This is a genomic window from Shewanella litoralis (assembly GCF_009828585.1).
GTDB classification, from domain to species: Bacteria; Pseudomonadota; Gammaproteobacteria; order Enterobacterales; family Shewanellaceae; genus Shewanella; species Shewanella litoralis.
In genome coordinates this window covers 118,335-143,981 of the sequence record NZ_WSRZ01000001.1, presented here as the reverse complement: position 1 = coordinate 143,981, position 25,647 = coordinate 118,335, and the positions used below count along the sequence as shown (strand labels likewise).

General features: G+C 42.3%; 24 protein-coding genes. 12 read left to right on the top strand and 12 right to left on the bottom strand.

Annotated features, from left to right (window positions below; translation table 11 throughout):
- Positions 1 to 7 precede the first annotated feature (7 nt).
- The 9 genes from GQA99_RS00640 to gmk all read right to left on the bottom strand — a co-directional run bounded on the left by GQA99_RS00640 (position 8) and on the right by gmk (position 9,260).
- Positions 8 to 607 (bottom strand): response regulator transcription factor, encoded by a 600-nt coding sequence (locus tag GQA99_RS00640; protein WP_160051921.1) that lies wholly within the window; start codon positions 605 to 607, stop codon positions 8 to 10.
- Entirely contained in the window at positions 604 to 1,695 is a 1,092-nt protein-coding gene (locus GQA99_RS00635) for a histidine kinase (RefSeq protein ID WP_160051920.1), read from the bottom strand. The genes GQA99_RS00640 and GQA99_RS00635 overlap by 4 nt, the downstream gene beginning before the upstream one ends.
- 64 nt (positions 1,696 to 1,759) lie before the next feature.
- A complete protein-coding gene (locus tag GQA99_RS00630) occupies positions 1,760 to 2,440 on the bottom strand; it encodes an OspD family protein (protein WP_160051919.1) in 681 nt (226 codons plus the stop codon).
- Between the two features lie 184 nt (positions 2,441 to 2,624).
- On the bottom strand, positions 2,625 to 3,554 hold the full coding sequence (locus GQA99_RS00625) for a calcium/sodium antiporter (protein WP_160051918.1): 930 nt from the start codon (positions 3,552 to 3,554) through the stop codon (positions 2,625 to 2,627).
- Positions 3,555 to 3,696: 142 nt separating this feature from the next.
- A complete protein-coding gene (locus GQA99_RS00620; RefSeq protein WP_160051917.1) occupies positions 3,697 to 5,352 on the bottom strand; it encodes an AMP-binding protein in 1,656 nt (551 codons plus the stop codon).
- Positions 5,353 to 5,763: 411 nt separating this feature from the next.
- Entirely contained in the window at positions 5,764 to 6,147 is a 384-nt protein-coding gene (locus GQA99_RS00615) for a RidA family protein (RefSeq protein ID WP_160051916.1), read from the bottom strand.
- Between the two features lie 28 nt (positions 6,148 to 6,175).
- Positions 6,176 to 8,284, bottom strand: coding sequence for a bifunctional GTP diphosphokinase/guanosine-3',5'-bis pyrophosphate 3'-pyrophosphohydrolase (gene spoT / locus GQA99_RS00610; RefSeq protein WP_160051915.1), 2,109 nt, complete (start codon positions 8,282 to 8,284; stop codon positions 6,176 to 6,178).
- Positions 8,285 to 8,297: 13 nt separating this feature from the next.
- Positions 8,298 to 8,576, bottom strand: coding sequence for a DNA-directed RNA polymerase subunit omega (gene rpoZ / locus GQA99_RS00605; protein WP_160051914.1), 279 nt, complete (start codon positions 8,574 to 8,576; stop codon positions 8,298 to 8,300).
- Between the two features lie 60 nt (positions 8,577 to 8,636).
- The gene (gene gmk, locus GQA99_RS00600) at positions 8,637 to 9,260 is read right to left on the bottom strand and encodes a guanylate kinase (RefSeq protein ID WP_160051913.1); all 624 of its coding nucleotides are present in this window, start codon (positions 9,258 to 9,260) and stop codon (positions 8,637 to 8,639) included.
- 368 nt (positions 9,261 to 9,628) lie between these two features.
- Between gmk and GQA99_RS00595 the strand changes: the two genes are divergently transcribed.
- The 3 genes from GQA99_RS00595 to yjjG all read left to right on the top strand — a co-directional run bounded on the left by GQA99_RS00595 (position 9,629) and on the right by yjjG (position 12,934).
- The gene (locus tag GQA99_RS00595; protein WP_160051912.1) at positions 9,629 to 10,921 is read left to right on the top strand and encodes a hypothetical protein; all 1,293 of its coding nucleotides are present in this window, start codon (positions 9,629 to 9,631) and stop codon (positions 10,919 to 10,921) included.
- A 114-nt stretch (positions 10,922 to 11,035) separates the two neighbouring features.
- A complete protein-coding gene (locus GQA99_RS00590; RefSeq protein ID WP_160051911.1) occupies positions 11,036 to 12,103 on the top strand; it encodes a phosphotransferase enzyme family protein in 1,068 nt (355 codons plus the stop codon).
- A 138-nt stretch (positions 12,104 to 12,241) separates the two neighbouring features.
- Positions 12,242 to 12,934 (top strand): pyrimidine 5'-nucleotidase, encoded by a 693-nt coding sequence (gene yjjG, locus GQA99_RS00585; RefSeq protein WP_160051910.1) that lies wholly within the window; start codon positions 12,242 to 12,244, stop codon positions 12,932 to 12,934.
- Between the two features lie 55 nt (positions 12,935 to 12,989).
- Here the strand turns inward: yjjG and GQA99_RS00580 are convergent, their stop codons facing one another.
- The gene (locus GQA99_RS00580; protein ID WP_160051909.1) at positions 12,990 to 15,584 is read right to left on the bottom strand and encodes a penicillin-binding protein 1A; all 2,595 of its coding nucleotides are present in this window, start codon (positions 15,582 to 15,584) and stop codon (positions 12,990 to 12,992) included.
- Positions 15,585 to 15,772: 188 nt separating this feature from the next.
- On the opposite strand from GQA99_RS00580, the gene GQA99_RS00575 reads away from it, so the two are divergent.
- The 9 genes from GQA99_RS00575 (at position 15,773) to GQA99_RS00535 (ending at position 25,041) form a co-directional block, all read left to right on the top strand.
- Positions 15,773 to 16,852 carry a pilus assembly protein PilM gene (locus GQA99_RS00575; protein ID WP_160051908.1) on the top strand — a complete coding sequence of 360 codons (1,080 nt, stop codon included), beginning with the start codon at positions 15,773 to 15,775 and terminating at the stop codon, positions 16,850 to 16,852.
- Positions 16,840 to 17,424, top strand: coding sequence for a PilN domain-containing protein (locus GQA99_RS00570; RefSeq protein WP_160051907.1), 585 nt, complete (start codon positions 16,840 to 16,842; stop codon positions 17,422 to 17,424). The genes GQA99_RS00575 and GQA99_RS00570 overlap by 13 nt, the downstream gene beginning before the upstream one ends.
- Positions 17,421 to 18,035, top strand: coding sequence for a type IV pilus inner membrane component PilO (locus tag GQA99_RS00565; protein WP_160051906.1), 615 nt, complete (start codon positions 17,421 to 17,423; stop codon positions 18,033 to 18,035). Before GQA99_RS00570 ends, GQA99_RS00565 begins: the two co-directional genes overlap by 4 nt.
- Positions 18,035 to 18,553, top strand: a complete 519-nt coding sequence (locus tag GQA99_RS00560) for a pilus assembly protein PilP (protein ID WP_160051905.1) — start codon at positions 18,035 to 18,037, stop codon at positions 18,551 to 18,553. Before GQA99_RS00565 ends, GQA99_RS00560 begins: the two co-directional genes overlap by 1 nt.
- 21 nt (positions 18,554 to 18,574) lie before the next feature.
- Positions 18,575 to 20,623, top strand: coding sequence for a type IV pilus secretin PilQ (locus GQA99_RS00555; protein WP_160051904.1), 2,049 nt, complete (start codon positions 18,575 to 18,577; stop codon positions 20,621 to 20,623).
- A gap of 276 nt (positions 20,624 to 20,899) precedes the next feature.
- Positions 20,900 to 21,415 carry a shikimate kinase AroK gene (aroK, locus tag GQA99_RS00550; protein WP_160051903.1) on the top strand — a complete coding sequence of 172 codons (516 nt, stop codon included), beginning with the start codon at positions 20,900 to 20,902 and terminating at the stop codon, positions 21,413 to 21,415.
- Positions 21,416 to 21,424: 9 nt separating this feature from the next.
- On the top strand, positions 21,425 to 22,507 hold the full coding sequence (gene aroB, locus GQA99_RS00545) for a 3-dehydroquinate synthase (RefSeq protein WP_160051902.1): 1,083 nt from the start codon (positions 21,425 to 21,427) through the stop codon (positions 22,505 to 22,507).
- A gap of 13 nt (positions 22,508 to 22,520) precedes the next feature.
- A complete protein-coding gene (locus GQA99_RS00540; RefSeq protein ID WP_160051901.1) occupies positions 22,521 to 23,915 on the top strand; it encodes an ATP-binding protein in 1,395 nt (464 codons plus the stop codon).
- Between the two features lie 289 nt (positions 23,916 to 24,204).
- Entirely contained in the window at positions 24,205 to 25,041 is an 837-nt protein-coding gene (locus GQA99_RS00535) for a Dam family site-specific DNA-(adenine-N6)-methyltransferase (RefSeq protein ID WP_160051900.1), read from the top strand.
- A 26-nt stretch (positions 25,042 to 25,067) separates the two neighbouring features.
- Here GQA99_RS00535 and GQA99_RS00530 read toward each other — a convergent pair whose 3' ends face one another.
- Together GQA99_RS00530 and GQA99_RS00525 are read right to left on the bottom strand one after the other, a co-directional pair.
- Complete coding sequence (locus tag GQA99_RS00530; protein WP_160051899.1) at positions 25,068 to 25,247, bottom strand: DUF2970 domain-containing protein; 180 nt, start codon at positions 25,245 to 25,247, stop codon at positions 25,068 to 25,070.
- Positions 25,248 to 25,252: 5 nt separating this feature from the next.
- Positions 25,253 to 25,624, bottom strand: a complete 372-nt coding sequence (locus GQA99_RS00525; protein WP_160051898.1) for a hypothetical protein — start codon at positions 25,622 to 25,624, stop codon at positions 25,253 to 25,255.
- Between the last annotated feature and the right edge of the window lie 23 nt (positions 25,625 to 25,647).

Here is a 25,647-nt window from a genome sequence, read left to right as displayed (position 1 = left end):
TATGCTATTACAGCCAGCCCTTTTGCTTGGCGATTCTCGCTGCATCAATACGATTACTTGCACTGAGTTTATTGATGGCTTCAGATAAATAGTTACGTACCGTACCCTCGGCGATAAATAATTTGTTAGCAATGTCTGCGGTTGATAATCCTTCGCTGGCTAAACGTAATGCACGGCGCTCTTTATCATTAAGCGGGTCAATTTCACCAATGGCACTAAATGCTAACTCTGGGTCGATAACTCTTTTGCCGGCCATCACTTGTTTTATGGTGCTGATAAGCTCATCCGATGGAGCGTCTTTCAATAAAAAACCACTGACTCCATATTCTAAGGCTCGCTTGATATAACCGGCTCGGCCAAAGGTGGTCAGGATTATCACCTTGGTTTTACTGCCTTGCTGTTGCAACCATTGGCTTAATTCTAAACCTGATTTACCTGGCATTTCTATGTCTGTTAACAATAAATCATAATGCTGATTTTTAAGCATTGTCATGGCTTTATCGCCGTCTTCTACCTCGGTGATATTGATATTATCAGCGGCGAGAGTCAGTAGAGCTGCCAGTGCGCCACGGACCATGGCTTGATCTTCTGCGAGTAAAATATTCATGTTGTCTCTGTTAGTGGCAAAGTAATGGTGACGATAAATTGCGGGCTTAATTGATACTTTACATCGGCGTGTAAAATGGCGGCGCGCTCTTTTATTCCTTTGAGGCCGTTGCCTTCAGTAAAGGTATTAATCGCCGCGTTTTCGATATAGTTTACTAGCAGGCTTGCTGGCTGTGTGTGGATTGAAATAGTGCAATGGTCAGCTTTGCTGTGCTTAATGGTGTTGTTTACCAATTCGGTTAGCATTAGACACAGTTGCGATTCTGTGAGGTTATTTAATGTTGGCCATTGCCCTTCAATAGTCACCGCGACGGATTTGTCTCTCAGTGTTTGTGCCAGCGTATTAATGGTCTGGGTTAAGCCTTGGTGCTTGTAATTTGTTACGGTCTGGCGAATTTGACTTAAACAATCGCGTGTTATCTGGCTTACTTGATTGATTTGCTGCTGCGCCATATCAGTTTTACCTGCGGTAATGAGTTTATCGGCCAGTTCTGCTTTTAAGGCGATGGCGGCTAAATGGTGCCCCATGACATCGTGTAAATCACGTGCAATACGTTCGCGCTCTAGAGCGGTTGCCAGGTGAGTGATTTCGTCATTAGATTGCTGTTGCTGGCGTTTTATTTGTTGGCGCTTTCGTTCAATAACACCAAATACCCCAACACCCAAACAGATCCCCATGCCGTAAAAAGTAAAATAATAGCCAGGGTAACCTACCCAAAGGTTTATGGTTAATAGGAGAATACTAATACCAATAAAGCTCAATATCGCGGTTCTAAGTGAGTAGAAAAAACCGATAAAGAAGCAGCAAAAGCTAAAAAGTGAAATTGCGCCACTGGTTAACCATCCCGCTGCAATCGCGATTATTAACATGAACAAAATGGGTTTGTAGGCGTGTTCTGTTGAGTTGTTATAGGCCCAAAAATAGCCAATAACAAAAGGGATTAACAAAGCCACGGCTAAGGTTATTTTTAACCATTGACCATCCATAAAAAACAGTGGGATAAAATAAAAACCTAAGTTTATAAGATAAACCCATGCGGTTTTTTGTTCGTAACTTTTTTCATTATTAGGTGATAAGCAAGATGTCATTGTGCCTCCCAGCGCAGTTAATCATAGAGTAACTGCGCGTTAACTCAAGAAAAAGCAAAAGGCATTACTGTTTTACAGCCTGTTGGTTTAAGAGAAATATAGCCCAAGCGTATTGTGGGTCTATGTCGATTGCAGCTTGCCAGTCATCCATTGCAGCGGTTAAATCACCTTGCTCCTGTTTGGCAAGTCCTCGCCATGTATAGGCTTCAGCATGCCCCCAACAAATGGTATCGCAAGGTAGGTCGTAAAGCGTAATAGCTTGGCTTGCGAAGGATTGGGCTTTTTCTAGTCCGCCGCCAAATACGCTCGGGGTGTAAAATGCATTGATTGCTTTGACTAAACTGACTCTTGGGTTGTTGGGCTCTAACTCTGTGGCTTGTTGTAATAGTGTGGCAGTTTTCATACCGTACTCAGCACCTTTGTTGTTATCTAACGCGATTTGCATACCATATACTGCTGCTAACAGTGCTTGTGAGTCTGCAGTTGCTTGTGCACCGAGTAAGTTTTCTAGGGTATTTTGGGCCTGGTTTAACGAATCGGCAGTCTGTTTGCGTTGACCGCTAATGTTAGCTGTGATGGCTAATCGATAAAATGCGTAAGCTTGTTCATAGTCATTGGTGTTTTGGCTATATTGCGCGAGCTGATTCATGTTCATGGTGTTAGCTGCGTCATCAATATCCTTGATATCCGCTAAACTGTGGTAGCTGACTAAGCTAAGGCTAGTGATTAATAGTAGTGTTTTCATGGCTATCTCCTTATTGCCCACCCTGTGTGGGAATAACCTTAGTATGGAGAAACACCAATTTGATTATCAGGCACAAAGGTCATCAAAACAGGGTGACAAATGTCATTTTTGGGCCAATAAATAAGGCCAACATTGCTGTTGGCCTTATTTGATTTATTCAATAGACGTCAAATAAGTGAGTTTTTTACACCACTTGCATGACCAAATAGCTGGTATAGCCCAGGTATCCCGCGAGTAACACGCCGCCTTCACGGCGACCAATGCGTAAGCCACTCCAGGCAAAGGGTAAAACCATAATGGCAAAAATCAGCATGGCGATAAAATCGACTTCATTAAACCCTGCCGCTGACACCGGATGGATTAAAGCTGTTGCACCTAAAATACCAAGAATATTAAATATGTTTGAGCCCACAACGTTACCAATAGCAATGTCACTTTGACCTTTTAATGCGGCCATCACCGAGGTGACCAACTCAGGCATACTGGTGCCAATCGCAACAATTGTTAAGCCGATTATCACTTCGCTTATGCCGAACAGTTTTGCTAAATCAACCGCGCCATCGACAAACAAAATTCCGCCGCCAACTAACATGGCAATACCTACAGCAATGAGTAGTACTGACAACAGTGGTTTTTGTGGTGTGGCATCAATGTCTAACTCTTCGGGATTATTTTTTGAGCTGATATAACTAAAGCCTAAATAACCAAGCAATAGGCTAAATAAAATAGCACCATCAATAAAACTGACATCGCCATCGAGTAATAAAAACCACACTAAAACCGATGCGGCGATCATGATAGGAATATCGCGCTTAACCATTTGTGATTGCACGGTAATTGGGCGGATCAGCGCGGTTATGGCTAAAATAAGGCCAATGTTGACGATGTTAGAACCCACGACATTACCCAGCGCAATACCAGGATTACCGGCAAGGGCTGATTTTACGCTTACCGCCAGTTCTGGCGCGCTAGTACCAAAGGCAACAATGGTTAAACCAATGATAAGCGGGGCAATACCTAAACGTAACGCAACGGCACTGGCGCCGCGAACTAGTGCCTCTGCACCAAAGGTTAATATGATAAAACCGCCAATAATGGATAACGCAATTAACATGGTGGTGTCTGCCTTGTAAGGTTAAGCGGTACTGAATTAGCACCGTCTATGTAATTGCGCGTATCTTGACAGAATATGTCAAAAAAATACACGCTATTAGCGTGTATTTTTTTAGTCTATAAATGCAAAAAATCATTGCAAATTACAACTCATCTTCCCAGCGAATTTTGGCACCACGAACACCTTCTACTTTGCTGCTAAATGCCTTTTCAAGCACGTGGCGCTTAATTTTGAGGGTTGGCGTAAGCACATCATTTTCGATGTTCCAATCTTCATTAACAACGACAATAGCATCAACATGTTCGTGTGATTCTAAATGTGGGTTAACGCTATCGAGAGTCGCCTTTAATGATGTTCTCACTTCTTCGCGAGGTTGTAATTTAGAGCCCTCAGACAGCTGAACTAGCGCGATAGGGTGCGGTAAACCTGAACCAATAACACAAATTAATTCAACGTGAGAGTCTTGGGCTAATCGACGTTCAATGGGTACTGGCGCAACATATTTACCTTTTGAGGTTTTAAAGTTGTCTTTTACTCGGCCGGTAATTTCAATGTAGCCATCTTCGTCTATTTCGCACAAATCACCGGTATGGAAAAATCCATCTTCGGTAAAGGCGGCTTTCGTGGCTTCTTCTTGTAGGTAATAGCCTTGCATTAACCCAGGGCTTTTAACTAACAATTCTCCTTGCTCGGTTCTGCGTACAAGGCTGCCTTCAACTGGGCGGCCTACTGTGCCAATTTTATTAGCATTAAATGGATAGTTGATAATCGAATATGCGCTGTTTTCTGTCATGCCCCAAGCTTCGCATATATTCAAGCCTATCGAGTTGTACCATTGGATTAATGATGGTGGGATAGGCGCTGAACCCGATCCATTCAAGCGAGCTTGATCTAACCCCAATCCTTTTTTGATTTTGCGCTTAACAATGCTGCTAATAATTGGCAGTTTAAGTAATGTTTTAAGCTTTTTCTCACCAATTTTATTAATAATATTCAGCTGGAATACGGTCCATAAACGCGGCACTGAGAAAAACACAGTAGGACGACAACGTTGAATATCATCAACAAATGAGTCAAGGCTTTCGACAAAAGAAACCGTAGAGCCTGAGTAATACGATGAGCCTTCAATTGCAACACGTTCAGTAATATGCGCAAGCGGCAAGTAAGACAGCAGACGATCAGTGGTGTTGGTTTTTAAGTCGCGAACAACAGCTTCACATGCCCAAGCGTAGCTAGCAAATGTTTGAATGGCGCCTTTAGGTTTGCCCGTAGAACCCGAAGTATAAATTAGGGTCATCACCTGGTCGGTTGTTGGCAGCGGCTCATCAACTAATGGTTGGCCAAGCGCGAGCAATTGCTCCCAATGATATTGGGCTGGCATTGTTTCGTAAGGCATTGCTAAGCGTAGGATTTCCCCTCCGATAGCGGCTTCTTGTTCTGCCCAGTGGTCAAGTTTACCGGTAAATATAGCCTTAACTCCGCTATGCTCAACAACATAACGAATAGTTTCAGCATTAGCTGTCGGGTAAATAGGCACACTGATGTAACCACCATACATTAAGGCTAAATCGACAATGAACCACTCGGCGCAGTTTTTAGACAGCACGGCAACTTTGTCGCCACGCTCTAATCCTAGGTGACGAAGCGAGCCTGCAATTTGCTGCACTTTTTGTTGAACGTCGTGCCATGTTAAATCTACATATTTGCCGCCAACTGGCTGGCGAAGGTAAACACTATCACCCTGCGTTTCTACCCAGTGAGACAGCATCTCAATAGGAGTTTTAATTAAATTTTCCATCGACACTTCCATATTCTTTATTGTTATTTTGGCTTTCTTACTGGTTATATTAATGAGCAGAATCGTTAAAACGTTTCAAGCTTGGTTTATCTAAAGCGACTTTATTGTGAAGGTTTGCGCTTTAAGATTTAATATCACACTCTGCCTTCTAGCCTTCGTCTTGGTTAACGCTATTGTAATTCCCCAGCATGACCAAACAGTTAATACGCTTGATATTGGTCAGTTTAGTATGGCCATTTTTGTGCGCTGGCGCAAACTGTTTGCACAGTATGTGTGCAGGGTCACGCTGTAATTACGTTAGCAGAATCTGCTGAATAAACAATAGGTATTGAGCAATTACTCTACAGCAATAAGCCGCAGACAATAAAAAAGGCACCCAGGGTGCCTTTATAGAATCTTTAACATTAACGGTTAAAGTTCCATTATGCCGTCCATTTCAACCAATGACCCTTTTGGTAACTCTTTGACACCAATAGCGGCACGCGCAGGGTAAGGTTGTTGAAAATAACGACTCATTATTTCGTTTACAGTCGCAAAATGCGACAAGTCAGTTAAGAAGATATTTAACTTAACGATATCACTCATTTTTCCGCCAGCCGCTTCACACACGGCGGTTAAATTTTCGAACACTTGTACAACTTGTTCTGCAAAATCATCGCTCACCATGGTCATGGTTTTTGGATCTAACGGAATCTGACCTGAAAGATAAACGGTACTGCCGACTTTAACTGCTTGAGAATAAGTGCCAATAGCTTGTGGTGCTTTGTCGGTTGCGATGATAATTTTTTCAGCCATGTTGAGTTCTCTTTATTGTTATCGATAATTAACGGTTACGTGAGGTACGCAGTACTTCAGGTAACACACGGATCCTGCGCATGACGTTGGCAAGATGAACACGATCTTTAACTGAAATACGTAAATTAATCAAATACACACGGCCATCGCGTTCTTCGGTACTGAGGTTATGAATATTGGAACCTGCAGAGGCAATAATCGACGTGATTTTCGCGAGAGCACCTTGATGATTTACAATTTCAACCCGAAGATTAGCTTGGTATTCTGCGCCTTCTACGTTGTCCCAGTGCACTGAAATGTACTTGTCTGGCTCACCTTGGTAACCACGGATGTTGGCGCAGCTTTCCATATGAACAACCAGACCTTTGCCTGGGCTTACATGAGCAATCACCGCATCACCCGGGATAGGGCGACAACAATTGGCGTAAGTGACCAACATGCCTTCAGCACCACGGATTGGCATTTGTGGTTTTTCTTTGTTGTGATCATGCGAGTCAAATTGTTCGCCAACCAAACGCTGTGCAATCACAATACTCATGGCATTGCCTAAACCAATATCGGCAAGCAGAGAGTCAAGCGAAGTGTGTTTGGTTTCTTTGATCACTTTGTCGAGTAATTCTGCCGGAATGGTTTCAAGCTTGGTATCCCCTAAAGCATGATTTAATAAACGCTTACCGAGTGCGATAGCGTTATCACCTTTGAGGCTTTTTAATACTTGACGAATTTTGCCGCGAGCCTTACCTGTAACGACAAAGTTAAGCCAGGCAGCGTTGGGTCTTGCACCTTTTGCGGTAATAATTTCAACCGTTTGCCCAGAAATAAGCGGTTGGCTTAGTGGGTATGCCTGACGATTAACTCTTGCTCCTACACAGGTGTTACCTACATCGGTATGCACTTCATAGGCGAAATCGACAGCGGTTGAATTTACCGGTAACTCTAAAATGCGACCCTCTGGGGTAAAGACGTAGATTTCTTCAGGGAATAATTCGGTTTTAACGTTTTCAACAAACTCAAATGAGCTGCTGGCGCTTTGCTGTAATTCGAGCAAGCTTTGCATCCATTTGTGAGCACGTACCTGGGTGGTATTTTGTTTTGCTGCATCGGTATTATTTTTATACATCCAATGTGCAGCAACCCCTTTGTCGGCCATTTGATCCATTTCTTCGGTACGGATTTGCACTTCAACTGGAACGGCGTGCGGGCCAAATAATGAGGTATGTAATGATTGATAACCATTGGCTTTTGGAATGGCAATATAATCTTTAAAGCGGCCAGGACGAGGCTTGTAAAGGCCATGCATTGCACCGAGTACACGGTAGCTGGTATCAATAGAGTCAACGATAATTCTAAACGCGTAGATGTCCATCACTTCTTGAAATTGAAGCTCTTTGCTGCGCATCTTACGGTAAATAGAATAGAGGTTTTTCTCGCGGCCTTTGACTTTAGCCGGTATACCGGTTTCTTCAAGGCGAGACTCGATGGCAGATTCAATACTGTTGATAAGTTCTTTGCGATTGCCACGAGCTGCTTTTACCACATCGCGGATGACCCTATGTCGCATAGGGTAATAGGCTTGAAAACCTAAATCTTCAAGTTCGATTTTGATATTATGAATACCTAATCGATTTGCAATCGGTGCATAAATTTCTAAGGTTTCGCGAGCAATACGACGACGCTTGTCTGGGCGAAGTGCCCCTAGGGTACGCATATTATGGGTTCGGTCAGCCAATTTAATCAGGATAACTCGAATATCTTGAGTCATTGCCATCATCATTTTGCGGAAGTTTTCTGCCTGGGCTTCTTTTTTGTCGCGAAACTTAATTTTGTCTAGCTTAGATACACCTTCGACTAATTCAGCAACCGTAATCCCAAACAGCTCGGTGAGCTCTTCTTTGGTGACGGGGGTGTCTTCGATGGTGTCATGGAGCAAGGCAGCCATTAACGACTCGTGATCGAGACGCATGTCTGCCAAGATGCGGCTAACCGCAACAGGATGGGTAATGTAAGGCTCGCCACTTGTGCGCATTTGCCCTTCGTGGGCATCACGCGCAACCAAATAGGCCTGCTTGAGTAATTCTACTTGTTCCGGCTCTAAATAGCTGGACGCTGACTCTTTTAGACCTTCAAACAGATACAAGTGGCGCTACTCCTTAAACTACGCGGCCTTCTGCAATAGCTGCTACAGCGGCGATTTCAGCTGCTTCACGTTCACGCACAGTTTGGCGTTCGTCAGCATCTAATGTGTTTGAGGTGACCAAACCAAGTTCGATTTCGCGTAATGCGATAACCGTTGGCTTATCGTTCATCTCCTCAACCATAGGGTCTTTACCTTGCACAGCGATTTGGCGTGCACGACGCGCTGCAACCAGGATCATATCAAAACGGTTGCCGATTTTGTTTACGGCGTCTTCTACAGTTACGCGAGCCATGTGGTGAAACTCCAGTGTTATCTATGGGAAAAAATGACGCAAAATTGTACACTATGACAATTAATCTGCCAAGAGATCAACAAGCATATCATTGTGGGTATGCTGCTGACTAGCACAGGTTAGCCTTTGGCTGCGAATAATCGCGGTTAAATCCGCCAGCGCACTGTCAAAGTCGTCATTCACAATCACAAATTCATATTGTGAAAAGTGCGACATTTCTGATACGGCCTGTGCCATACGCGAGTCGATGACTTCTTGGCTGTCTTGACCTCGGCCTGTTAAGCGACGCTCAAGCTCGGCTTTGGATGGTGGTAAAATAAATACTCCAATTGCATAAGGCATGAGCTTTTTGACTTGCTCTGCGCCTTGCCAATCAATGTCTAAGAATACATCGATACCTTTTGCTAGGGTTTGCTCAATAACGGTTTTAGACGTGCCATAGTAATTACCAAAGACTTCAGCCCATTCAATAAATGCAGCTTGGTCAATAAGCGCTTTAAATTGTTCCACGCTAACAAAATGGTAATGTTGTCCGTCGATTTCGCCTGGACGAGGTTGACGAGTGGTATGCGACACTGAAACCTGTTTATCGCTGGGTTTATCTTTTAACAGTGCTGAGATAAGTGATGATTTACCTGCGCCGCTAGGGGCTGACACAATAAAAAGATTTCCACAAGTGCTCATAAATTGGGTTTCTCATCCGATTATTCATTAAGAAAGCTTAATATTATACTCGTTAACAGTAGGGTTATGCTAGCGCTATAAACCTTTAGAGTTACGTCTAGTTAGTGTGATGCAATAATTGAAATATTTGGATGGGTACTAAGATATAATTTCAATAAAATAATTGCTTAAAACACGCATTGGGTCTGGCTTTATAAGATAAATTCTGTAGGCTTTGCGCTATTGTGTGAAATGACCTTTTGTTGTGTTTTATTTGTGACTTTTTTCTGCTTTGTAGCTGCAGTATTGGTGACATTATATAAAGTTAATTCACTGTATTTATGATGTTTTTTATAACCCGAATCAGTAAATCAATATAGGAATGTTTGATGTTAGTAAAAACCCTGCTGTGCCGCGAAGGTCGTGACACAGGTCTAAGGTTAATGGCCATAGTATTTGCGGCATTTGCGTTGTTGAGTATTGCAACCTTAGTGTTTCCTGCAAGTGTCATCATTTTGATATTCACGTTATTGTCATTACCTGTAGTGTGTTTGTCTGCAATGCGTCGTTTATTTGATGCCAATAAAACCAGTAAACTGGTTGTTGTGTGTTTATTACCACTAGTGCTTTTTGGTATATCGGCCTATTTTATGGCGCCATTTGGTGCATTAGCGGGTTTGTTTTTATTTGGTTTGGCGTGTGGCGCATATTTGAGTTTTTTACCGAGCAAAAACCAAATTCAATATGTTCAGGGTTATTACGGCCCGAATATGGCGATGGATTCTGTGCCGAGTTCTATACATCGTCGCCAAGACCCGGTGATGAAAGGCCAAGCGTTATCTCCGTTATCCTCAACTAATGCCTCTGCTGATGCATTTGAATCTGTTTCGCATGACTATGCAGAGCAGCATCACGTTACACCGACGGTCGCTTCTTCTATCAGCTCAGTGGCTGAAGATGATACTCACCATGTAGCTGCAACTACCGACACCAGGCTCGATGAGCCGTATATGCATCATCACGTTGATGATGACGCCGATGCGGATATGTTTTCAACTAATCGTGAGCGTAGCCATCAGCCATTGTATGTTGATCAAGATGCATTAAAATCAGGCTCGATTACTGAACTTGCCAAATCATGGATTAATGTAGCCAAGACGCATCAGGTTAAGTTGATTTTGGTGGGTAAAATTTTAGCGGCCATCAGCGTTGCATGTTTAGTGATTTACCTTGTGATGCTAGTGGTTAATGCTTTTTCAAATTCAGATGATGAAGGCGAGGCACAAATGACTCAAGGTGTCATTGAGCCTATGAACATGAGCAGGCAAATGGTTAAACTGCCGGATGGTTTTTGGCTGGCGCTTGAAGGCGATGTGCTTATTTTGCGCTGGTTAGGTGATGCGGGTGATGCACAGAACTTATGGCGTTTAGCCAGTGCTGTGGGAGATAAATCTTGTGCAAATCTTGAGTTTAATGATGGCAGTCAATATAGACCTATGACCGTAGATTTAGTGGCTGATGGTGCGACAGAGGCCAGATTTACCCCGTTAGATAAAAGCGCCATGGTGAACCATGTGGCATTACGTGGCAATTTCAAGTTGTGTGGTTATGAATTTAGCCTTAAAGGTAGCCAGGCTGCATTAATGCAAAATCCACAGTTTGAATCATTATTGAGCCAATAGTATGTCGCGCTATTGTTTGTAGTGCACGGTGTTGGATGCCACCGTTTTAAGCGCTCTGTATGTGCGCATGATACTGGGCTGCTCATCTGCGGCAATACTAGATGGAGTGTGTAATTGATTGAGCTTATTAGGCAGGTTGTGCTGCCTCAGTTTGGTATTGAGACGGCTAATACAAGCATTAGTCGTCTTGGTAATGGCCATATCAACCACACATTTTTAGTGGTGGGTCCAACACGTAAAATGGTACTGCAAAAAATCAATACGTCGGTCTTTTCCTTGCCCGATGCTGTGGTGAATAACGCTGCTAAAATTAGTCAACATTTATTATCTAAACGGCAAAGCCATCAGTATTTGCTCAAGGTCGTGAGCCCAGTTATGACTGAGTCTGGTGAGCTCGGGCTCGACTTGGGCCAACAAGGGTTTTGGCGTGGGATTGATTACATAGACTATAGCCATACTATCGAAGTGGTGACACATGCGCAGCAAGCCGAAGTGGCAGCTCATGCTTTTGGTCATTTTGCATCAGCGCTCAGCGATATGCCTACCGATAGCATTGTTGATGTTATCCCTAATTTTTTAAATCTACCTCAGCGTATCACTCAATTAACTCAAGCGGTGGCAGGTGATACCCACAACAGATTATCAACGTGTCAAACATGGGCTGATTTCGTACTGTCGCAAAAAGACATTTTGCTAATGTTGGCAGACTTTGAGGCAACGCTGCCCAAGCGAATATGTCACAATGATACCAAAATCAATAACATGCTTTTTGATAAGCGCGACATGTCGAGCATGGCGATTATTGACTTAGATACCTGCATGTCTGGTTATTTAATGTATGACTTTGGTGATATGGTGCGGGCATTTTGCTCCCCAGAACCCGAAGACTCAACCGCGCTGAATCATGTTTGTGCTCGGCCTGAAATTATTATCAGCGCCGCAAATGCTTATGTAAAAGCGTTAAACACAATTATTACCCCGCTAGAAAAGCAAAGCTTATGGTTAGGTATTAAGGTGATGGCATTAATGCTGGGTACGCGGTTTTTAACTGACTACTTAAATGGGGATGTTTATTTTACGATTGAACACCCACAACATAATCTAGATCGCGCAATAAACCAGTTAACTATTTTTCAAAGCCTCATTAAACAAGAGCCGCAATTAATGCCTTTGTTTAGTTAACCTTATCTGGCTTTAAGCAATGGATATAGATAACTCTAAATGGCAGCATTGGCTCTGTTTGATAACCGGTTATTATCCTGAGCTGAGGTTAGTTAACTCAAGTTAGATTTAATGTCATAAAAAATAAGGTTGTTATCGATGGCGAATTTACTCAATAAGTATCAATGGATTTTATTTGACGCAGATGAAACCTTATTTCATTTTGATGCGTTTGCAGGATTGAAATTAATGTTTTCGCGTTTTGATATTGAATTTAGCGCTAACGATTTTACGCTTTACCAGCAAGTTAACAAACCACTTTGGGTTGAATATCAAAACGGATTAATTACCGCCGCGCATTTACAACATACACGGTTTAATGAGTGGGCGAGTAAATTATCTGTCACCCCTCAACATTTAAATAGTCAGTTTTTAGCGGCCATGGCTGATATTTGTCAGCCGCTACCTGGCGCGCGCGAGTTAGTTGATTCATTAACCGGTAAAGTCAATTTAGGTATTATTACTAATGGCTTTACTGAATTGCAAAGTATTCGCTTAAGCCGCACTGGATTTCAAGATGCGTTTAGCCCTGTGGTTATTTCAGAGCAGCTTGGTAAGGCAAAACCCGATGTGGCTATTTTTAATCATGCTTTTAGCCTAATGGGCGATCCAGATAAGCACCAGGTATTAATGGTTGGCGATAACCTGCATTCTGACATTTTAGGCGGTATTAATGCCGGTATTGATACCTGTTGGTTAAATCATCATGGTGCTGTGGTAAGTGATGATATCGCGCCTAGTTACCAAGTCAGTAATTTAACTGAGTTACACCAGTTACTGCATTCAAATTAAGAAATAAAAAAGCCATTCGAGTGAATGGCTTTTTTATTAACGTACTTTACATGGCTTACTGAAATAAATCTTCTGCGACATTGTCGATAAAGATATCACCACTTTGCTGTGTTTCAGTAACGTATTCTTTGGGCTCCGTCCCTTCAGCAAAATATTCAAACTCGGTTGTATGGTCTGTTTTGCGAGTTAATTTGCCCGTTGCTAAGTCAATCCGTGCAGACACAATGCCTTTAGGTGGAATAACGGGGTGTTCAGGCGTGCCAGCAAGCGCCTTGTTCATAAAGTCATTCCAGCCCGGACCTGCCGTTTTTGCGCCAGCTTCTCCGCCTGAAATCTGGTCTGGTTCACCATTTGCCATCCAGCTTGAACGACCTAATTGGCGACCGTGGTCATCAAACCCAACCCAAAACGTGGAGGTTAACGTTGGATTAAAACCACTAAACCATGTGTCTCTCGCTTCGTTTGTGGTACCTGTTTTGCCCGCGATATCGTGACGTTTAATTAACTTAGCGGCACGCCAAGCTGTGCCGTTCCATCCAGTACCATGGCTCCAGTCACCGCCGCCCCAAATCACACTCTTCAGCGCTTCGGTAATTAAGAACGCGGTTTGTTCTGAAATCACCTTTTTGGCAAAGCGTGCATTAGGGTTACTACAGATGTTTTCTTCTGCGCTAATAAGTGCTGTTTGTGTTTCTAACTTATCAGTCTCTTGGATTGCGAAGGGCTGCTCTACTTCTGGTTGAGATAGCTCATCGGCCATGGCTGCAAATGGGTCATCAACCTCTACTGCCGCTTGGCTAGTCTCTTGAGGCATATCGCATGCAATAGCAGGTATAGTTTGCTCAATCATATTGTCATAACCATCAGTGATATGATCGATAAAGTAAGGCTCAACTAAATAACCGCCATTTGCAAAGACGTTAAATGCAGTGGCCACTTGTAACGGTGTGACTGATGGTGAGCCTAATGCCAGTGATTCATTACGAGGTAAATCATTGGGGTCAAAGCCAAATTTAACTAACTCTTTAATGGTGTTATCTAACCCAGCATGACGCATAGCGCGAACCGACATCACGTTAATTGATTGCGCTAACCCAACGCGTAAACGGGTAGGGCCACCATAAATATCTGGCGAGTTTTTAGGGCGCCAAGCAGTGCCCTGACGTGTATCGGGTTTATTAATTGGCGCGTTGTTAATCAGAGTTGCTAAAGTGTAATCTTTCTCAAGCGCAGCAGCATAAATAAACGGTTTAATGTTTGAACCAAGTTGACGTTTGGCTTGAGTTACACGGTTGAATTGGCTTTGACTGAAGCTAAATCCACCGACAAGTGTTTTAATTGCTCCGCTATGCGGCTCGAGCGAGACTGTCGCGCTAGACACCAATGGAATTTGCGATAATTGCCAGTGTTTGCCGTTGTTGCGGATCCACACTTGTTGGCCAGCAGTCAAAATGTCGCTTGCTTGTTTTGGTGGGAGGCCCTGGCGTTTGTCGCTAATAAATTTGCGCGCCCATTTTAGGCCTTTCCATTCTAAGGTGATGAGCTGGCCATCACTATCTAATACCTGTGCTTGTTGCTCGCTGACATTCATGACGGCAGCAGGGATAATGCCTTGCATCGATGCAGTGCGCTTTAAGGTATCAATAATTTCATCGCGTTGTAATGGGGTCTCAGTCCACAGTTCGGCTGTCGCACCACGATAGCCATGGCGTTGGTCATAAGCGAAAACATTATCGCGTAACGACTCCTGTGCCATTAACTGCAAATCAGATGAAACAGTGGTATACACGTTATAACCGTTCGTGTAAGCCGCTTCTTCTCCGTATTTTTGAATCATGTAATCTCGTGCCATCTCAGAGATGTACGGCGCGTATAAGTCGATCTCTGCACCATGATACTTAGCAGTCGATGGGCTATTTACGGCTTCTTCATATTCTGCCTGGGTAATATTACGTTTCTCAAGCATGCGACTGAGTACCCAATTGCGGCGTGCGATAGCGCGTTCGGGATTTCGTATTGGGTTTGCAGCCGATGGCGCCTGAGGAAGGCCGGCAATCATTGCCATTTCAGGTAGCGATAACTGGTTAAGTTCTTTACCGTAGTAAACTTGTGCCGCAGCTCCTACGCCATAAGCACGGTTTCCTAAAAATGAACGGTTTAAATACAGTGCTAAAATTTCTTTTTTCGATAAAGCTTTTTCAATTTTTAAGGCTAAAAAGATTTCTTTTACTTTACGAATGTAGGTTTTTTCATTTGATAAAAAGAAACCTCGGGCAACCTGTTGGGTAATGGTACTCGCACCTTGGCTTTTTTTACCTGTGGTAATCAAAATGGTTGCCGCGCGGATAATCCCAATTGGATCGATACCTTTATGTTCAAAGAAACGTGCATCTTCAGTATCAAGAACCGCATTAATTAATTGTACCGGAACGTCATCATACTCAACAGGTATGCGGCGTTTCTCGCCAAACTGAGAGATCAGCTTGCCGTCCTGGCTGTATATCCGTAGCGGGGTTTGTAATTGGACCGTTTTTAATGAATTAACATCGGGCAAATCGGGCAACACATAGAAGTAGGCTGCAGTAATAGCAGCGACTCCTAAAAGTGATAGGCTAAAAAAGGCGATTAATAAACGTTTAAACCACTTCACTCGATAATTCCAAGAAAAAACAAAAATAGTAGTGCTAGTATATAAGCCACAGTGTTTTTGGTGAAGTAAAACATGATCTAGTTAAAATAGTATTTGTAAAATGTCGAAACATTTTATACAAATACTTATAACGAGTTGATTATGTGCTAATCTCTTACAAAATAATAATAGAATTGTGATGACGGACTATGCTTTCTAAACTATGGAAGCGTCAAGCACCTCAGATGGTTGGGATTGATATTGGGTCTCATGAAATAAAAGCCATTTTGTTGAGCAAGACTGCGGATGGATATAAAATTCAAAATCATGCGTCGGTTCCTGTTAGAAAGGGAGCTGTAGTCGATCATGATATTCGCGATTCTGAAGCGGTACTGGAGTCGCTGCGGCAGGTTAAGCGTATTTTACCTAAATCGGTGAAATTTGCGGCGGTAGCTGTTTCTGGTTCAGCTGTGATGACAAAAGTCATCTATATGGACGCAGCGCTCAACGAAGAGGAGATGGAAGCTCAGATTGAAATTGAAGCTGATAACTTGATTCCTTACTCGCTTGATGAAGTTAGCATTGATTTTGAACGACTGAGCCCCAACGTCACCGACCCGACAAAAGTCGACGTACTGCTAAGTGCATGTCGAAGTGAAAACATTGATTCCCGCGTAGACGCATTAGATGCTGTTGAACTGGATGTTAAAGTTGTCGATGTTGAGGCATATGCATTAGGTCGCTCTGCTGAATTAATTTATGGTCAATTGCCTGAAGGTGCAAAACAAAAGTCTATTGCCATGGTAGATATTGGCGCCAATATGACAACCTTCTCAGTTGTTGAAAAGGGTGAAACCACGTTTATTCGTGAGCAAGCCTTTGGTGGCGAATTGTTTACCCAATCTATTTTGTCGTTTTATGGCATGCCACACGATGAAGCCGAACGCGCAAAAGTGACCGGGCAGCTACCTCGAAATTATATGTTTGAAGTGTTATCACCTTTCCAAACCCAATTATTACAACAAATAAAGCGCACCCTTCAAATTTATTGCACTGCCAGTGGTCGTGAAAAAGTCGACTACATTGTGTTATGTGGTGGTACAGCAAGGCTCGAAGGAATGGCGGAGCTACTGACAAATGAATTAGGTGCTCTCACCATCGTTGCCGACCCTTTTCAAGGCTGTTTACACGCAGACGATGTCATGAAAAGCCAACTTCAACCTACTATGAGTAAGTATATGGTGGCATGTGGTCTTGCGCTAAGGAGTTATGCTCAATGGCGAACATAAACCTATTACCTTGGCGTGAAGAAGCCAGAGAAAAGCAAAAGCGTGATTATATTGGTGTACTGGCGCTAGTTTTTTTAGTGACATCACTATTGGTGTATTTATTTCTAAGCTTTTTAGAAGTCGTGACCGATGATCAACGTCAGCGTAATGCTTATTTGCAATCTGAAATTGCTTTACTAGATACCCAAATTGCTGAAATTAGAAAAATCACTGAACGTAAGCAAGATATTGAACGTCGCACTGAAATTATTCTTAATTTACAACAATCGCGTAATTTACCCACTCATGTTTTAGATGAACTCGTTCGTATTGTGCCACCGGGTATTTATCTTTCTAGCATTGAAAAGAAAGGCAGTATCTTGTGGATAGAAGGGCGCAGTGAGTCAAACAATAACGTGGCCAATATGATGAGGAAAGTGAAAACATCTTCTTATCTAAACGATCCGAATATGCAATCCATCGTGACACAAAACGAGGAATTAAGGCAGTTACAAAGCTTTAAGTTGCGGGTCACTATCCGTGATGATTCTCAGTCAACTGCTGTCGATACCAGCCAAGGAGCGAGAAAATGAATCTCGACCTAGATCAATTTAATGATATCGATTTTGAGAACATTGGTGGTTGGCCTAAATTAGTTAAAGTCGTGTTTGCTGCCTTTTTATCGCTTTGTGTCATTGGCGGCAGTTATTATTTATTTATTGCCGACTCAATTGATATTATGGAAGCGGAACAGGCGAAAGAAATTCAATTGCGTGAGGATTTCGAAACTAAATATCGTTTAGCCGCTAATCTTAAACTATATCGTGAACAGCTTGTGGTAATGGAAGCCCAGTTTGCAGAATTATTAAAAATGCTGCCTTCTGAAAACGAAATGCCAGGTCTACTTGATGACTTAACATTTGTGGCGACAGATGCTGGTTTACGCATAAATAGCCTCGATTGGGATGCAGAAATCGAACGTGATTTTTATATTGAGTTCCCAATTAAAATGGCTGTAGAAGGCGACTATCACGAAATTGGCAATATGGTCAGCGGCGTGGCTAAGTTACCTCGTATTGTGAGTTTGCATGACTTTGTCATTAAACGAAACGACGCTGGCGAATTATCCATGGATATCCTGGCTAAAACTTATCGCTTTAAAGAAGGTGCTGAATTAACACCAGCCAATAAGGGGAGCAAATAATGAAATTATTACCTCTTTTGGTGTTGATGATGTTTTTATTAACAGGTTGTATTGGCGATCGTAGTGATTTAGAGCTATTTGTTACTACTACTAAGGCGCAACATGTCGCACGTATTCCGCCTTTAAAAGAGACGCCAAAATTTGAACATTTTGCATATCAAGCAGAACTTATGCGTAGCCCTTTTGTTCCGCCTTCAAGGGAATTAACAGAAGAAGTTATCGATACGTCTAAAGACTGTTTACAACCTGACTTAAAGCGTCGAAAAGGGCGGTTAGAAACCTACGCTCTCGACAATTTAAGAATGCGCGGAACACTGAGTGAAGACGGTACAATATGGGCGTTAGTTGAATCGACAGATGCCAATGTTTATCGTTTAGGTGTAGGCGAATATTTAGGGCTTTATCATGGCCGAATTGCTAAAGTAACTCCGCAATTTATCGAAATTATAGAATTAATCCCTGATGGTTCAGGTTGCTGGGCAGAAAGATCCAGTAACTTAGAACTTTCAGGAAAATAACGTGCGAAGGATGAGGGAATAATGGAATCTTCTGCCGCGATGAAAAAAGCAATAACAAACTCATCATTTTGTAGAGCGCTTATCGGTGCAGCATTAATCATTGGTATTGTACCAAATGCATTAGCTGCGAATCGTCTTATGGACGTAAAATACCATTCTATGGTTGATCACCAATTAGAATTAGAACTTGTCTTTGAGTCAGATGTCACATCACCGACGGTTGATCTTTCAGCTGATCCTGCAGAAATTATGCTTAACTTTGCAGACACGATATCTACTTTAAATAAAGGTGTTATTCCTGTTGATAGCGTGGGTGTTGAGAAACTTACCGCCCAGCAACAAGGTGGTGATCTACAGATTATTGTTGCCTTAAATAAAGTTAAGCCTTACCAGGGCAAAATTGTAGGTAATAGCTATCGATTAACGATTAATGACGATGTTGCGGGTCCAGATCAAGCCAATAATCCTTTTGTGAATGGTATTAAAAGTATTGATTTTCGTCGTAATAAAACCGGTGGCGGAGAAATATTATTTAATTTAAGCAATCGCTCTGTTGCCGCCAATGTTGAGCAAGTCGGATCTAAACTCGAAATTAAGCTATACAATACTGATATTGGTAATGATTTACTGTATGTCATGGATGTACAAGATTTCGCGACGCCGGTGAGCAGCTTTGAGACCTTTAAAGACGATTTAACCGCGCGGGTGATGGTCGATATTAACGGTAACTATGATTACAACTATCGCCAGGATGGCGATGTATTTAAAGTCAGCATTGATAAAGTTGAACGGGTGTCTGTTGCCAAGGAAGCTAAAAAATATAATGGACGGTCATTATCATTAAACTTCCAAAATATTTCTGTGCGAACCGTGTTGCAGATTATTGCTGATTATAACAACTTTAACCTCGTGACCAGTGATACGGTTGAGGGTGAAATAACGCTACGTTTAGACGATGTGCCATGGGACCAAGCGTTAGATTTAATTTTGCAAACTAAAGGCCTTGATAAGCGCATTGAAGGTAATATTTTAATGGTCGCGCCAAGTGAAGAACTTGCGATCCGTGAAAGTAATGATCTTAAAAATAAACAAGAAGTAAAAGAGTTGGCGCCTCTGTATTCAGAGTATTTACAAATTAATTATGCAAAGGCTATCGATATTGCAGAATTACTTAAAACAACCGACTCTACTTTATTGTCTAATCGCGGTAGTGTGGCTGTTGATGAGCGTACCAATACATTATTAGTCAAAGACACGACTGAGATTTTAGAAAATATACACCGTCTAATCGAAGTGCTCGACATTCCAATTAAGCAAGTGTTAATTGAAGCGCGAATGGTCACGGTTAAAGATGATGTCAGTGAAGACCTAGGGGTTCGTTGGGGGATAACCGATCAACAAGGCTCTGATGGCACTTCTGGTACACTTGAGGGCGCAGCAAGTATTGCCGGCGGCGTAATTCCAAGTATTGATGACCGTTTAAATGTCAATTTACCTTCAGCCGCTACGTCAGCGTCGAGCATTGCTTTTCATGTTGCGAAACTGGCTGACGGTACGGTACTTGATTTTGAATTGAGCGCCTTAGAGCAAGAAAACAAAGGTGAAATTATTGCCAGCCCTCGTATTACGACATCGAATCAGAAGTCGGCATACATTGAGCAAGGTGTTGAAATTCCGTATGTTGAATCTGCCTCTAGTGGTGCAACAACCGTAAGCTTCAAGAAAGCAGTATTATCATTGCGCGTGACACCACAAATTACTCCAGATGATCGTGTGATACTTGATCTTGAAATTACCCAAGATTCACAAGGTACAACCGTATCTACAGGTACAGGTGATGCTGTAGCAATTGATACTCAGCGAATTGGCACCCAAGTACTCGTTAATAATGGTGAAACCATCGTACTGGGTGGTATTTATCAACAAAACCTCATCAGTAGCGTGAGCAAAGTACCAATATTAGGTGATATTCCGTTAGTGGGCTTCTTATTTAGAAACACATCTGACTCCAATGAGCGCCAAGAGCTATTGATATTTGTTACGCCTAAAATTGTAACAGAGAAATTGTAAGCCAAATCAAAACCCTTGGCTTATTTTGAGTGAAAAAACCAGCTGCAATTAGCTGGTTTTTTATTGCCTTTTATCCTGCCATAGTGGGCAGTGATTAGAGCTGTTTTATGGCGTAAATTAATTAAATCAGTATAAATAGCGACGATGGCTTGCAAGTAATAGCCCTTAACTGAGATAATCCTTCGTCAAGTCTCATTAGAGCAAGGTTAAATTATAGGTCGGCTTGAGTTTAAGTCGATAAGGCATTCTTCCATATAAGATTCAGACGTATACGAAATGGCTGAAAAACGTAATATTTTTCTGGTAGGCCCTATGGGCGCAGGTAAAAGCACAATTGGTCGCCATCTGGCACAAATGCTGCATTTAGATTTCCACGATTCAGATCACGAGATTGAACAACGTACCGGTGCAGATATTGCCTGGGTGTTTGATGTTGAAGGTGAAGAGGGTTTCCGTCGTCGTGAAGCTCAAGTCATCGCTGATCTTTCAGAAAGGCAAGGTATCGTTCTCGCAACAGGTGGTGGTTCTGTTCAGAGTAAAGATATCCGCAATTATCTTTCTGCTCGAGGTATAGTTGTTTACTTAGAAACAACGATAGACAAGCAAGTTGCGCGTACTCAGCGTGATAAGCGTCGTCCGTTGTTACAAGTAGATGATCCACGTGAAGTGCTCGAAAGCTTAGCTGAAATCCGTAATCCTTTGTATGAAGAGATTGCAGATGTGATTGTTAAGACTGACGAACAAAGCGCGAAGATCGTCGCAAACCAAATTATCGAGCAACTTGGCTTTTAGGTAAAACACATGCAACAGATTCAGGTTCAATTAGGTGATAGAAGTTACCCCATTTACATTGGCCAGAATTTGATGAATGACAGCGAGGTTTTTACTCGCTACCTACAACATAAAAAAGCCCTAATAGTGACAAACGATACCATTGCTCCGTTGTACCTGAAACAGGTACAACAAGCGATGAGTGTTTGCACATCTATTGAAACCGTCATTTTGCCTGACGGTGAAAAATATAAAGATTTACAGCACCTCGATTTAATTTTTAGTGGGTTACTAGAGCATAATTTTGCTCGAGACTCAGTATTAGTTGCGCTCGGTGGTGGTGTCGTTGGTGATATGACAGGCTTTGCTGCTGCTTGTTATCAACGAGGTATTGACTTTATTCAAGTTCCGACAACATTGCTCTCGCAAGTTGATTCATCTGTTGGGGGGAAAACTGCGGTTAACCATCCTCTTGGTAAGAACATGATTGGTTCTTTTTACCAACCTAAATCAGTCATAATTGATACGCTATGCTTAAAGACACTTCCGGCAAAAGAGTTTGCTGCGGGTATGGCTGAAGTGATCAAATATGGCATTATTTGGGATGCAGACTTCTTTCACTGGCTTGAGCAAAATGTCGAGTCATTAAAAGCGCTTGATACCGATGCCTTAACTTATGCAATAGCAAAATGTTGTCAAATTAAGGCCGATGTTGTTGAACAAGATGAGACCGAGCAAGGTGTACGCGCGTTGCTTAATCTAGGTCATACTTTTGGTCATGCTATTGAAGCTGAAATGGGCTACGGAGTCTGGCTACATGGTGAGGCCGTTGCTGCAGGCACTATTCTCGCGGCTCAAACCGCTCAGGAGTTAAACTTACTCGATGGAGCATACGTAGAGAGAATAATCTTGCTCATGCAAGCATTTGACTTACCGGTTACCGCGCCTACGTCGATGGATTTTGACAGTTTTATTAAACACATGCGCCGTGATAAAAAAGTGTTAGGTGGCAAAATTCGTTTAATATTACCGACTCAAATTGGTCAGGCTGATGTGTTTTCAGATGTCAGCGAAGACTTGCTCAAACAGGTTATTAACCGCGCGCAAACATAAGTGTGGTGATACTTTGACAGCTCCAGGACTTTTGTTACTACCCACTCAGGAAGCGCTAGTTCAGCGATTGCAACATATTGCCAGTTACAGTGAGCAGTTACTGGTATTGTGTGGCGACAAAGGTGCAGGAAAGTCGACACTTGTAGCGGCGTTAGCAAGTGAGCTCGATGACTATAATTCAGCTCTTGTGTTGTGCCCTCAGCATGCAGACAGCGCTGAAATTCGTCGTAAAATATTGGTGCAGTTAATTTCAGCGCCCATTTTTGATGACGAACGTCCCTTAATGGATACCGTGCTTAGGATCCAATCAAGTCTTGATAAACCGTTGCACATTATTATTGATGATGCTCATTTACTGCCAAACGATATTTGGGCGGAATGCATTTTATTGAGCCAAATACGTTGTGCCGGTAAACCTGTTGCCGTCACGATGACCATTGAGCCTATTTTTTGGCGAAGTTTAACAGCGGATCTCGCTGATAAAACCCGAGCATTATTGTTGCAAGTCAATATAGAGCCACTCCCCATCGCTGAGCGCGACGGCTTATATCAAAGCTTACTATTACGTAGCCAAAAAACACCGTTTATTCCTCGGGAAATTATTCATAAGCAATTAGAGAAGCAGTTAGGCACTCCTAAAGAAGTTGTTGATTTATTAACGCTAGCCTTAGAGTCTCCAGAAGCCATGCAGAAACCTAAATCAATGTGGGTTAAGTTTTCGATTTCCGCTGTAGTGGTATTATTTCTGCTGATAAGTGGTTGGTTTATTAATCAACAATTATCGACACTAGACATATCAACACCGTCAGTTGAATTAACCGCAGCGCAGGCCGAACTCAGAAAACAAGCGCACTCATTCGTGTTGGGATATGGCGAACGTAATTTAACGCCTTACTTTACAGAACGGTCTTTAGCACAAACTAAACAGATTGCTAATCAACAAGCTGACTTACTCATAAAGCAAGAGATTGAAGCTAAACAAGCCGACACCGACCTTAACGTTGACCCTGATGTTGTGCCTATTGATAATCATACCGATGTGGTGGTTAATTCTTCTGTAGAGGGGCTATCATTCCAGGGTAAGCTGCCAAAAGCGCAGCCTCAAGCGATTAGCCAGCCGCAACAGATTGTAGAACGCGATAATACGCCGCATAACATTAAAGGTTTTACGCTACAGCTTGCTAGCGTGAACGATAAGTCTTCATTGTCGCCAATATTAACCAAGCTAGCACAAGAACCTCATGTGTACATTATGAGTTATAAGCAAAGATTTGTGATTTTTCTTGGGGATTTTGACACTTCCTCGGCAGCAGAAGCTAAATCGAAACAAATACAAACTCAATATCGTTTAGCGGCGCCATGGATAAGAAAGTGGGCAGATTTAACTGATTATCAACGAGTCGACTAGGGCGTGTTTATCTTTGCTCAACCATACAGGCAGTAGCGATTTTCCAGTCATACTGCCCACAAATTCACTTATTTAGCAGGCTAAACGGCGTTCATTTACGATTGTCTGACAGAAAAATAGCCGACTGCATGATTTATCAACAAAAATAAATACGCCCTAATGCCGAACAAATTTTTAGCTCGATTCATTAATATGCATCTCTCGATATTTAATCGAGTTTACCCGATGATAATTACCATTAAACAGAGTACAATCATCAGCTTTAATTTTGCTGGCATAGTTCCTATTCATGATAAAAAAGCATAGAGCCTTTCTAAAATGGGCGGGTGGAAAATATAAACTCGTTGATGAGCTAGCAAAACACCTTCCAGCAGGAAACCGCCTAATCGAGCCTTTTGTAGGAGCGGGTTCGGTTTTTCTTAATACTGATTATGAGCACTACTTGCTGTGCGATATTAATCAAGATTTAATCAATCTGTATGACATTGTTAAGCAGCAACCAGAGGCTTATATTCAAGCGGCCAAGGCGATGTTTGTCGATGAAATGAATAATAAAGAGGCTTATTATCGTGTGCGTACAGAGTTTAATGCCACATGCGATCCGTTTATTCGTTCGGTGTATTTTTTGTATATGAACCGTCATGGTTTTAACGGCCTATGTCGTTATAATAGTAAAGGCGGCTTTAACGTGCCTTTTGGCTCTTATAAAAAGCCATATTTTCCTGAAGTTGAGATACGTAATTTTGCGCTAAAGGCGAAAAAAGCGACATTTAAATGCATCAGCTATGAGCAAGCGTTTGAATTAGCGGATGCCGGTGATGTGATATATTGCGACCCGCCATATGCACCATTATCAACCACAGCAAGTTTTACGACTTATGCAGGTCCTGGTTTTAGTTTAGATGATCAAGCCTTGCTCGCGCGTCATTCAAGGCATATTGCTCACGAACGTAATATTCCTGTATTAATCAGTAATCATGATATTCCGCTCACGCGTGAATTATACCGTGGCGCGGCTTTTACGACGATTTCAGTGCAAAGAAATATTAGCCAAAAAGGCAGTTCGCGTAATAAAGTCGATGAAATTATGGCCTTATATGATCACCATTACCGACACGACGATTAGCAATTAAATTTGTGGGAATGGTACAGTTAACTCAATACCTGGTTGACGATCAATATTAACGTTAGCACTAAGCCAATGGCTAAAATGATGCCCATAATAATAAAAGGTAGCGGCGAATGTGACTGGAAATCTTTTTGACGATTTTGTTCTGTTTGCACACCAAAAAATGCGGCAACGGTGCTAGTGAAAACTCGCCAGAAAGACATGGTAATTATATTTTTTCGGGGCTGCTAGAGGTTGGCATATCTTGCAGTGGCTTATCTTTATGACCGTGAATGAGTTCCAGTAAATCGATAAAATGAAATTGGCTAGAACGGCTATTGCCTGTTACCCAGTTACCCCAACTGACATTATCTGATTGCTCTGCACAACGGTTCGCAGGATGACTGCTTGGTAAACTGGCATTGTAGCTATTGTTACTGTCGCATACACAGGCTTTAGTGCTTGCTGTTTCCGCTTCATTTGCCATCATGACTTGGCTAATGAGCAGCGCACAAGCTGACGTTGCAAATACAGCATAAACCGGTGTTGGTAAAAATTTACCATCACGACCAGATATCTTGCTTAATAATTGCTTAACCATAAGGGTTACCCTATCCGTGGATT

Bases quoted from the DNA above. Each gene is read 5' to 3' on its own strand.
- GQA99_RS00640 (WP_160051921.1), bottom strand. From the start codon at position 607: ATGAATATTTTACTCGCAGAAGATCAAGCCATGGTCCGTGGCGCACTG.
- GQA99_RS00635 (WP_160051920.1), bottom strand. From the start codon at position 1,695: ATGACATCTTGCTTATCACCTAATAATGAAAAAAGTTACGAACAAAAA.
- GQA99_RS00630 (WP_160051919.1), bottom strand. From the start codon at position 2,440: ATGAAAACACTACTATTAATCACTAGCCTTAGCTTAGTCAGCTACCAC.
- GQA99_RS00625 (WP_160051918.1), bottom strand. From the start codon at position 3,554: ATGTTAATTGCGTTATCCATTATTGGCGGTTTTATCATATTAACCTTT.
- GQA99_RS00620 (WP_160051917.1), bottom strand. From the start codon at position 5,352: ATGGAAAATTTAATTAAAACTCCTATTGAGATGCTGTCTCACTGGGTA.
- GQA99_RS00615 (WP_160051916.1), bottom strand. From the start codon at position 6,147: ATGGCTGAAAAAATTATCATCGCAACCGACAAAGCACCACAAGCTATT.
- rpoZ (WP_160051914.1), bottom strand. From the start codon at position 8,576: ATGGCTCGCGTAACTGTAGAAGACGCCGTAAACAAAATCGGCAACCGT.
- gmk (WP_160051913.1), bottom strand. From the start codon at position 9,260: ATGAGCACTTGTGGAAATCTTTTTATTGTGTCAGCCCCTAGCGGCGCA.
- GQA99_RS00595 (WP_160051912.1), top strand. From the start codon at position 9,629: ATGTTAGTAAAAACCCTGCTGTGCCGCGAAGGTCGTGACACAGGTCTA.
- yjjG (WP_160051910.1), top strand. From the start codon at position 12,242: ATGGCGAATTTACTCAATAAGTATCAATGGATTTTATTTGACGCAGAT.
- GQA99_RS00575 (WP_160051908.1), top strand. From the start codon at position 15,773: ATGCTTTCTAAACTATGGAAGCGTCAAGCACCTCAGATGGTTGGGATT.
- GQA99_RS00570 (WP_160051907.1), top strand. From the start codon at position 16,840: ATGGCGAACATAAACCTATTACCTTGGCGTGAAGAAGCCAGAGAAAAG.
- GQA99_RS00565 (WP_160051906.1), top strand. From the start codon at position 17,421: ATGAATCTCGACCTAGATCAATTTAATGATATCGATTTTGAGAACATT.
- GQA99_RS00560 (WP_160051905.1), top strand. From the start codon at position 18,035: ATGAAATTATTACCTCTTTTGGTGTTGATGATGTTTTTATTAACAGGT.
- GQA99_RS00555 (WP_160051904.1), top strand. From the start codon at position 18,575: ATGGAATCTTCTGCCGCGATGAAAAAAGCAATAACAAACTCATCATTT.
- aroK (WP_160051903.1), top strand. From the start codon at position 20,900: ATGGCTGAAAAACGTAATATTTTTCTGGTAGGCCCTATGGGCGCAGGT.
- aroB (WP_160051902.1), top strand. From the start codon at position 21,425: ATGCAACAGATTCAGGTTCAATTAGGTGATAGAAGTTACCCCATTTAC.
- GQA99_RS00535 (WP_160051900.1), top strand. From the start codon at position 24,205: ATGATAAAAAAGCATAGAGCCTTTCTAAAATGGGCGGGTGGAAAATAT.
- GQA99_RS00530 (WP_160051899.1), bottom strand. From the start codon at position 25,247: ATGTCTTTCTGGCGAGTTTTCACTAGCACCGTTGCCGCATTTTTTGGT.
- GQA99_RS00525 (WP_160051898.1), bottom strand. From the start codon at position 25,624: ATGGTTAAGCAATTATTAAGCAAGATATCTGGTCGTGATGGTAAATTT.